Here is an 8,702-nt window from a genome sequence, read left to right on the forward strand (position 1 = left end):
GGCCGCGGGCGCTCCGGCCACGGACGCCGCCCGCGGGTCCGCGACGGCGGGTGAGGCGAGGCCGGCGGCTCCCAGGGCCGCCCCGGTGGTGCCCGAGAGCAGAGTCCGGCGCGATACCGAAGTCATGGATCCCCCTATGTCGTCGCCCCCGTGCGGCACGACGCCGACGGGGGATTTCCTGAGGGAATTTGTCATCGCGCCGGGCGCCGGTACATCACGTGATCACGTGATGCCCGCCGGGGGCCGTTCTCGGTTCACTGGACCCAACGCGGCTGAACAGCGCAACGGACGGCGCCACGGGCGCCGTTCCCGTCGTGGGGTGAGGGCACGACGCGCACGGGCCATTCGACCGAGGTGAGGACGCCCATGAGTTTCCCGAGGATTCCACCCACCACGCCCGCCGATTCGATCACCTATCTCGCGCCCGGTGAGGGGCCCAGTGTGTGGGCGCTCCAGGGCGACAAGTACACGGTGAAGGCGGGAAAGGCGACGACCGGCAACGCGTTCACCATGCTGGAGGGTGAGATCGCGCCGGACAACGGTCCGCCGATGCATATCCACAAGGACGAGGACGAGGTCTTCTACCTCCTCGACGGTGAACTCACGGTCGCGTCCGGTGACGAGGTCATCAAGGCGACGTCGGGATCGTTCATCTTCATACCGCGGGGTGCGAAGCACAAATTCCGCAATGACACGAGCAAGACAACGAAGCTGCTCTTCATGCTCGTTCCGGCAGGCTTCGAGAACTTCTTCCTGGAGATCGGCCAGCCGGTGGTGCCGGGTCTCGAACGCCCGGAGGAGCCGGTCGAGTACGGCGAGCTGGTCATGCGCCGGGCCGAGGAATTCGGCATGCACATCGTGGACGAGTAAGGGTACGACCCCGAAGCGCGTCCACGGACAACGGTCGCCCGCCGAATTACTCGGCGGGCGACCGTGGCGTTTGTCCGTAGAGTATTCCGTACCGTGCCGTCAGCCTTTCGCGGCGCGGAGGACCAGACTCTCGTAGACCTCCGTGGGGTCGTCGCGGTCGACCACCGGGAAGCCCACGCCCATCGGCGCGGTCCAGTGCCGCTCGACGCCGGGGTTGTGGGCGTTCAGGCCGCCCGGGGCGAACACATGGGGGCTGCCGGTCACGTCGTCGCTGAGCGAGACGGCGAGCTGGTCCTCGATCGCGGCGCGGGCGGTGCCCCGTACCAACGCCTCGCGCAGCCGGTCGGCATCGAGCCCGCACTCCCCGGCGACGGCGAGGATCTCGTGCCGCAGGGTGATCGTCCGGCTCTGGGCGAAGAGCGCGACGCGCAGCGCCCGGTCGAGCAACTCGCTGGCCCGCAGGCCCTGTTCCTTGGCCGCTTCCACGGCCTCCAGGGCGGGCAGCGTGCTGACGGGGTACTCATGGGCGGGCCGCTGCCACATCTGCCACCCCGCCGCCGGCTCCAGCGCGCCGACGACGGGGATCTCCGCGTCGAGGATCAGCTTGGGCGTGGCCATGTCGTTGATGAGTTCCAGGGGGAAGGCCCGGATGTCGAAGCGGACCTGGTCGTCCAGACCGAGCCGGGACCGGGTGACGTGCAGGCGGTGGACGGCGAGATGGGCCCAGGGGCACCCGAGGTCGGCGAAGACGACCAGGGTGCCGGGGGCGACGTCGATGCCACTCATACGTTCCTCCTCACCGCCCGTCCCTTCCCCCTCACCGCTCACCGCGCGTGGCGGAGAGCCCGGTGCCGCGCAGGCGGTCGGAGAGTTCGGCGGCGAGGGCGGCGAAGTCCCGGGGGGCCTGTCCGGTCAGCAGCGCCACGGACGCGGTGACGTCCTCCGCCTCACCTGCCACATAGGTCTCGTAGAGCTGGAGCCGGGCCCTGACCGCCCACTCCGGGACGCCGGCCCCGAGCATCACCTCGGCGGCCTCCGCCGGGGAGACGGCCTGGTACCGGATCTCCCGCCCGGCCGCCGCCGACAACTCCGCGGCGACGGTGGCGTATCCGAGCGCGCGCGGACCGGTCAGGTCGTACATCGCCCCGGTGCCGGGCGGCCCGGTCAGGACGGCCGCCGCGGCCGACGCGATGTCCCGTACGTCGATCATGCTGACCCGCGCCTGTCCGGCGGGCAGCACGACGGCGTCGCGCGCGGCGATCGTGGCGAGCCACTGGGTGGCGTTCTGCATGAAGGCGTTGGGGCGCAGGACGGTGTACGGGAGACCGCGCTCGGCCAAGGCGCGCTCGGCGAGGCCGTGCTGACGGTGGATCAGCACGGGGGACTCCGGGTCGGCCCCCAGGGCGGACAGCCGGACGACGTGCTCCACGCCGGCGTCGGCGGCGGCGTCGACCAGGCGGCGCTGCCAGAGGTCCTGGCGCGGGTGGAAGGGACTGAGCAAAAAGAGCCCACGGGTACGGGCGAGCGCGCCGACCAGCGCCCCCGTACCCCCGCTCCCACCCTCCTCCTCGAGGTCCACCTCGACCGGGTCGGCCAGGTCGGCCACGGCCGCCGCTCTGCCGGGCCGTACGAGCGCGGTGGGCCGGTGCCCGAGCGCGGCGAGGGCGTGCAACAGGGCGCTGCCGACGGTACCGGTGGCGCCGGTGAGGACAATGCGCCCAGCGCCACCAACTCCCTCACCCCCCTCCCCACCGGTCATGAGGCGACCAACGACCCGGCTCCGGCCTCGGCCAGCTTCTCCGGGAGCCGGTTGTTCTGGGCGCTGTCGGCGAGCAGTTCGCCCAGGACGGGCGCCATCTTGAACAGGTTGTGCCCGGCGACGGCGGTGACGCCGTCGGTGTGCCAGGCGCGCAGGGCGTCGCTGCCGCCGGGCAGCTTGGTCATGACGCAGACGCGGACGCCGACCGGCTCCGGGTCGAGGCCGGGCATCGCCCGCCGTACGTACGAGATGACGCGCCGTGCCTGGTCCTCGGTGCTGCTGCCGGGGGGCAGCGCGCCGTCGGGCCCGAAGGGGATGTCGACGTCGGTGCCGATGAGGCCGACGACGTACTTCCCGGTGTCGCCGATGGGTGAGCCGTAGACGGTCTCGCCGTAGGCGCCGGTGCGGTCGACCCAGCACGGCAGGGTCTTCCCGGCGGCGTCCTCGCGGACGCGGAAGTGCGGCCGTACGTGCAGCCGGGCCTCCAGCGGGATGTCGAACCCGACGCCGGCCGCCAGCCGGGGCACCTCGGTGCCGGCGGCGATCACCACGTGCCGGGCGCGGTAGATCGCCTCGGTGGTCTGCACCTCCACGCCCTGGCCGTCGCGGGGGACGGTGACGCTGTGGATGTCGGCCTGGACGATCCGGTCACCGGCCCACCCGGCCAGCGCGGAGATCGTGTGCTTGGCGCGGATGGCGCCGGCACCGGGGTCGACGAGCAACGGCCCGTCCACGGGGGCGAGCACAGGAAAAATCTCGTCCTGCCGAGCGGAAGGGGCAAAATAATGGGGCACACCGTGCAGCGCGAGCCCTTTGACGTCGGCGGGCCCCATCCCGGCGTACACGGCCCCTTCGTCACCGATCAGCACGCGCCCACTGCGCCGCTCCCACGCGGCGAACCCGGCCCGCCCCTCCACGGCGAGCGCGACGTGCCGCTCCTCGTCGTGCCGGTGCCGGAACGTCCGGGTCAGCCCCCCGGACAGCCCGCTCCCCGGCACCCGCCCGTCAAAACACACCACGTCGGCACCCCGCCGCGCCAGACTGTCCACGGTGGCCAGCCCGAGAACCCCGGCGCCGATCACGGCGATGTCGATGTCCCGCCGATGCTCACCCATGACTCCGACCACCCTCGCCGGCCTGCCCACGCGTAGTACGGATCACTGAAAGCCTCCTGCCGCAGCGTTAGGTCACGTGCGCTTCCGAGGATCCCCAACCCCCTCGGACCTGCCATCACGCGTTCACGCGATACGCGCCTCAGGTGTGGACGACAGGGCACCCATGCCGGACCGAGTGCTGGGCAGCGCGCAGAAACAGCGCGATGTAGAAGGCCGCGTCCAGGTCCCCGCCCCACGGTCCCGTTCGCGTCTGGGCCAGTCCCCTTGACCGGCCCGTGAACCACGTGCTCAGGCCGAGGTTGTCAACGGCTGCGGCCAGCCTCTCCGCGAGGGGAAGCACCTGAGGAGGACCGACGACCATGGTCGACTCGCTGTGGCCGGAGCCGACGGACAACCAGATCTCCTCCGCGAGGCGCACCAGCACGGACCAGCCACAAAGGATCTCCGTCTCCTCCCGTGACAGGTGCGCCTCACACAAGACGAAGAACCCCTCCATGGAAGGCCTCAGCTTCTCCTCGAAGACCTGCCCCGCCCCGGCCACGAAGTCCGTCTCCGGCGGTACGTCCTCATAAGGCGGCAGGCCCCGCCGCCCTAGCTCGACATTGAGCGCCGAAGCGACTTCACCCCACCGTCTCCCCCGGGTGACGCGGCCACAGCGTCCGCCGATTTGCCCATCGGAAGAGCCGCCGGATCGAAGCTCAGAAAATCATCTTCCACCTGGCTCCATCGAAACCGACTGACAGGGCGACGTTGCCTGATGCGGCACTAATTGGGGTTGCACCTCGACGCCGAGAGAATGTCGCAAGGCCACCCGCAGCAGGTACACGCCGTCGGACAGCGGGCCGCCGAACCAAGCCTTCGCGCGACGGTATGCCTCATCAAGGTCGGGGCTGCTCGGCAGCTCCTTGACTACGGAGTACCCGAGTCCGAGCGCCCTGTTCAGGGTTGAGGCGGTTCCGAGAACGTCCTTGGGCAATGTCATCTGCGCCTGAGAATATTCCTCTGCCCAGGCCTCTTTAGCGGCATCGAGGGTTGTCAGCTCGACGTTCTCACCGCGTTCGGCTGCTCGGACCGCGTCTCGTGCGGCGACCCGGTAAGCGCGAGCCGTGCTGTTCAGACGGGCGTAGAGATCACGCCTGGCTTGCTGCGCTTGGTCCTGGCGATCTTCCGTCCGTTGACGATCAGCACGTTCGCTCTCTCACGGGTGGCGCGCTGGCTGAGGACTGCTCCGCCCAGAGTTCCGCCAAGCGTTCCACCGACGCTGATGAGTGCGATGGCAAACGTGGTCACATCCACGAGATCCCGTCCACTTCTCGTCCACGGACCCCGGCACAGAGCCGCTTCGGACTGCATCCGCCTGTACATACGCGAAGACCCCGGCCCCAGCGTTTCCGCTGGTGGCGGGGTCTTTGGGCACTTCGCGAGAAGTGCCCCCGGCAGGATTCGAACCTGCGCACCCGGCTCCGGAGGCCGATGCTCTATCCCCTGAGCTACGGGGGCGTTGTCGCTTTGTGCGGCGACGGGTGAAACCTTACCAGCTTCGGTGGGGTGGCCGTGAACAGGTATTTCGGGGAGCGTCAGGCGCGGAGGTACGTGAGGACCGCCAGGACGCGGCGGTGGGTGTCGTCCGCCGGGGGGAGGTCCAGTTTCGCGAGGATGTTGCCGATGTGTTTGCCCACCGCCGCCTCCGAGACGACCAGTTGGCGGGCCACCGCCGCGTTCGATCTGCCCTCCGCGATCAGGGCGAGCACCTCGCGCTCGCGAGGTGTCAGGCGTTCCAGGGGGTCCCGGCGGCGGCGCAGCAGTTGGCGTACGACCTCCGGGTCCACGACCGTGCCGCCCGCCGCCACCGCCTGGAGCGCCGCCTCGAAGTCCTCGACCTGGCCGACGCGGTCCTTGAGGAGGTAGCCGACGCCCGTGCCGTCGCCGGAGTCGAGGAGGTCGGCCGCGTAGGTGCGCTGGACGTACTGGCTGAGGACCAGGACCGGGAGGGACGGATGGCTCTCACGGAGTGCGACGGCCGCGTGCAGTCCCTCGTCCTGGAAGCCCGGCGGCATCCGTACGTCCGTCACCACGAGGTCGGGGGTGTGCCGGGCAACCGCCGCCGTCAGGGCGTCCGCGTCGCCGACCGCCGCCACGACCTGGTGGCCGAAGCGGTCCAGCAGGGCGATCAGGCCTTCCCTGAGCAGCACGCTGTCCTCCGCCAGGACGATCCGGAGGGTGCGGGTGGTGGCTGGGGTACGGGACGTTCCGGTCACGCGCGCAGTCTTTCATCAGGCCGACGACCGCCTGTTCCTCGGCTGGGACGACGCCTTCTTCGTCTCGGTGGTCTTCTTCGTCGCCGCCGACTTCTTTGTTGCCGTGCTCTTCTTCGTTCCCGTCGTCTTCTTGGCCGGCGCCTGCTTTTTCGCCGCAGTCTTCTTCGCCGGCTGCTTCCGCTGGGGAAGCCGCGTCACCTGTGCCTCCTCCTCGCCGCCCTCCGATTCGCCTCCCCGCGACTCCTTCGCCGCCCGTACGCTGCTCTCCAGCGCCGACATGAGGTCGAGCACCTTGCCGCCGCCCCGCTCCGCCGGCCCCTTCTCCGCCACCGCCCCGCCCGACGCCTTGGCCGCGATCAGTTCCTCGACCGCCTCCCGGTAGTCGTCGTGCAGGGTCTTCAGGTCCACCGAGCCGAGCGTGTCCATCAGGGCGTCGGCCAGGTCGAGTTCCGCGTCCCGTACCGAGACCGGGGCCTCCGGCGCCACCCCCTCGGGAGCCCGGATCTCGTCCGGCCAGAGCAGGCCGTGCATCGCGATCACGTCGTCGACCACCCGCAGCATGCCGAGGCGCTCGCGCCCGCGCAGCGCGTACTTGGCGATCGCGACCTTCTCGCTGCGCTTGAGCGCCTCCCGGAGCAGCGTGTACGGCTTCGCGGCCGGCACCCCGTTCGCCGAGAGGTAGTACGACGCGTCCATCTGGAGCGGGTCGATCGAGGCCGCAGGGACGAACGCCACGATCTCGATCGTCTTCGCCGTCGGGAGCGGGAGCGACGCCAGGTCCTCGTCCGTGATCGGGATCATGGACCCGTCGGAGTCCTCGTACGCCTTGCCGATCTCCGCCGACGACACCTCCCGCTCCTCCAGCTCGCAGACCTTCCGGTAGCGGATGCGCCCGCCGTCCTCCTTGTGGATCTGGCGGAAGGAGATGGAGTGGTTCTCGGTGGCGTTCACCAGCTTGATCGGGATGCTGACCAGCCCGAAGGAGATCGCGCCGTTCCAGATGGATCGCACGTCGATCCCTCCCTTTCATGCGCCTGACCGGATGTTCCGAACGCGAACGTCCCGAACCCGAATGTTCCGTGACTGGATGAACTGGATGGTCTTGATTCACCCGCAATGTGACTAACTTGTGGGATTGTCATCGTATGACGCCGATCACAGAAGTGGAGGGGCGGCGCCTGAGCCTGAGCAACCTCGACAAGGTGCTGTACGCCGCCACCGGCACCACCAAGGGCGAGGTCCTGCACTACTACGCCCGTACGGCGGCCCCCCTGCTGGCCCACCTGGCGCACCGGCCCGTCTCCTTCCTGCGCTATCCGGACGGTCCCGACGGGCAGCGCTTCTTCACAAAAAATCCGCCGCCCGGTACACCCGCCTGGGTGCGGATCGCCGACGTGCCCCGCGCGACCGCGCAGGTCGGCCGTCAGGTGGTGGTCGGGGACCTGCCCACGCTGATGTGGGCGGCGAACCTGGTGGTGGAGTTCCACACGCCCCAGTGGCGGGTGGAGGCACCCCGCCGCGCCGACCGGCTGGTGTTCGACCTGGACCCCGGGGCGCCCGCGACGGCCGTCGAGTGCTGCGCGGTGGCGCTGTGGCTGCGGGAGCGGCTGGCGGCGGACGGGCTCACGGCATACGCGAAGACCTCCGGCTCCAAGGGGCTCCACCTGCTGGTGGCGCTGGAGCCGACGGACTCCGATGAGGTGTCGGCGTACGCGAAGCGCCTCGCGGTCGAGGCGGAGAGCGACCGGCCCGGGCTGGCGCTGCACCGCATGAAGCGTTCGCTACGGCCCGGGAAGGTCTTCGTCGACCACAGCCAGAACAACGCCGCGAAGACGACCGCCGTGCCCTACACCGTCAGGGCGCGGCAGGAGCCGACCGTCTCCACCCCCCTGACCTGGGAAGAGGTCGAGGGCTGCACGGACGCGGAGCAGCTGGTGTTCCGGCTGGACGATCTGGCGGTACGGCTGGAGCGGTACGGGGACGTCCTCGCCCCGCTCCTGGACACCGGGCGGGCGGGCCGGCTGCCCCCGGCACCGGGCTGACGCGCGACCGCGTGACGGCGCGACGGTGCGACCGCGTGACGGTGTGACGACGTGACCACGCGACCACGCACGGCCGCCGCCCTCCGGACCTCAGCGCACCCGTCGGCCCCTCCGACCAGGAGACCTCAGCGCACCCCCCGACCCCCCGACCAGACCCTCCGGTCCCGCGCCCTCGCGTACAGGGACTCGATGTCGGCCGGTTTCAGGACGCCCCCCGGATCCCCCAGATCCGCCAGCGCCGCCACCTCCGTGTCGCGCACGATCCGTACGCCCGACGGTGGCGGACCCACCACGAGCCGGGACGCCCCGACCACCACGAGCACCGGCCGCACCGCCGTCGCCAGCGCCCCCGAGGCCCGTTCCGCCGCCTCGCGGAGGTGGCCCAGCAGGGGCACGGGCGCCGAGAAGCCCGTACGGACCATCGGGTCGGCGACGCGGATCCGCCGGTCGCGGGCGGGCAGCGTGCGGATCGCCAGGACACCTGCCGGTCCGACGAGCAGATGGTCGATCCGGACGGCGGGATCCGCCCCCGGCAGCGGCACGGAGTGCAGCACCCGGACCCGCACCCCCGCGCCGGCGGACCGGTCGAGCCCGTCCAGCCGATCCCCCACGATCCGCCGCGCCGCCAGCTCGCCCTGACGGGGATCGCGCCGCAGCG

The 8,702-nt window shown here is 70.8% G+C and carries 10 protein-coding genes and 1 tRNA gene; 2 read left to right on the forward strand and 9 right to left on the reverse strand.

Going from position 1 to position 8,702, the window contains the following annotated elements; translation table 11 throughout:
• Positions 1–366: 366 nt before the first annotated feature.
• Positions 367–870 (forward strand): quercetin 2,3-dioxygenase, encoded by a 504-nt coding sequence (locus GT042_RS36015; protein WP_161312883.1) that lies wholly within the window; start codon positions 367–369, stop codon positions 868–870.
• Positions 871–969: 99 nt separating this feature from the next.
• On the opposite strand, the gene GT042_RS36020 is transcribed toward GT042_RS36015, so the two are convergent.
• The 8 genes from GT042_RS36020 to GT042_RS36055 form a co-directional block, all read right to left on the reverse strand.
• Positions 970–1,656, reverse strand: coding sequence for a DsbA family protein (locus tag GT042_RS36020; RefSeq protein ID WP_161312884.1), 687 nt, complete (start codon positions 1,654–1,656; stop codon positions 970–972).
• Positions 1,657–1,687: 31 nt separating this feature from the next.
• Positions 1,688–2,629, reverse strand: coding sequence for an NmrA family NAD(P)-binding protein (locus tag GT042_RS36025; protein WP_161312885.1), 942 nt, complete (start codon positions 2,627–2,629; stop codon positions 1,688–1,690).
• The gene (locus GT042_RS36030) at positions 2,626–3,744 is read right to left on the reverse strand and encodes an FAD-dependent oxidoreductase (protein ID WP_161312886.1); all 1,119 of its coding nucleotides are present in this window, start codon (positions 3,742–3,744) and stop codon (positions 2,626–2,628) included. The genes GT042_RS36025 and GT042_RS36030 overlap by 4 nt, the downstream gene beginning before the upstream one ends.
• Positions 3,745–3,883: 139 nt before the next feature.
• Positions 3,884–4,285: a hypothetical protein gene (locus GT042_RS36035; RefSeq protein ID WP_161312887.1), complete on the reverse strand. Its 402-nt coding sequence runs from the start codon at positions 4,283–4,285 to the stop codon at positions 3,884–3,886.
• A gap of 572 nt (positions 4,286–4,857) precedes the next feature.
• The gene (locus tag GT042_RS39735; RefSeq protein ID WP_237531540.1) at positions 4,858–5,040 is read right to left on the reverse strand and encodes a hypothetical protein; all 183 of its coding nucleotides are present in this window, start codon (positions 5,038–5,040) and stop codon (positions 4,858–4,860) included.
• Between the two features lie 132 nt (positions 5,041–5,172).
• Positions 5,173–5,244 (reverse strand) — tRNA-Arg (locus GT042_RS36045).
• 77 nt (positions 5,245–5,321) lie between these two features.
• Complete coding sequence (locus GT042_RS36050; protein ID WP_161312888.1) at positions 5,322–6,002, reverse strand: response regulator transcription factor; 681 nt, start codon at positions 6,000–6,002, stop codon at positions 5,322–5,324.
• A gap of 15 nt (positions 6,003–6,017) precedes the next feature.
• On the reverse strand, positions 6,018–7,013 hold the full coding sequence (locus GT042_RS36055) for a Ku protein (RefSeq protein ID WP_161312889.1): 996 nt from the start codon (positions 7,011–7,013) through the stop codon (positions 6,018–6,020).
• Positions 7,014–7,147: 134 nt separating this feature from the next.
• On the opposite strand from GT042_RS36055, the gene ligD reads away from it, so the two are divergent.
• Positions 7,148–8,044, forward strand: a complete 897-nt coding sequence (ligD, locus tag GT042_RS36060) for a non-homologous end-joining DNA ligase (protein WP_161312890.1) — start codon at positions 7,148–7,150, stop codon at positions 8,042–8,044.
• A gap of 125 nt (positions 8,045–8,169) precedes the next feature.
• Here the strand turns inward: ligD and GT042_RS36065 are convergent.
• Positions 8,170–8,702: nuclease-related domain-containing protein (locus tag GT042_RS36065; protein ID WP_161312891.1), on the reverse strand; the 533-nt coding region annotated here is incomplete at its 5' end.

The organism is Streptomyces sp. SID3212, assembly GCF_009865405.1.
GTDB lineage: Bacteria > Actinomycetota > Actinomycetes > Streptomycetales > Streptomycetaceae > Streptomyces.

Bases quoted from the DNA above. Each gene is read 5' to 3' on its own strand.
- GT042_RS36025 (WP_161312885.1), bottom strand. From the start codon at position 2,629: ATGACCGGTGGGGAGGGGGGTGAGGGAGTTGGTGGCGCTGGGCGCATT.
- GT042_RS36020 (WP_161312884.1), bottom strand. From the start codon at position 1,656: ATGAGTGGCATCGACGTCGCCCCCGGCACCCTGGTCGTCTTCGCCGAC.
- GT042_RS36030 (WP_161312886.1), bottom strand. From the start codon at position 3,744: ATGGGTGAGCATCGGCGGGACATCGACATCGCCGTGATCGGCGCCGGG.
- ligD (WP_161312890.1), top strand. From the start codon at position 7,148: ATGACGCCGATCACAGAAGTGGAGGGGCGGCGCCTGAGCCTGAGCAAC.
- GT042_RS36015 (WP_161312883.1), top strand. From the start codon at position 367: ATGAGTTTCCCGAGGATTCCACCCACCACGCCCGCCGATTCGATCACC.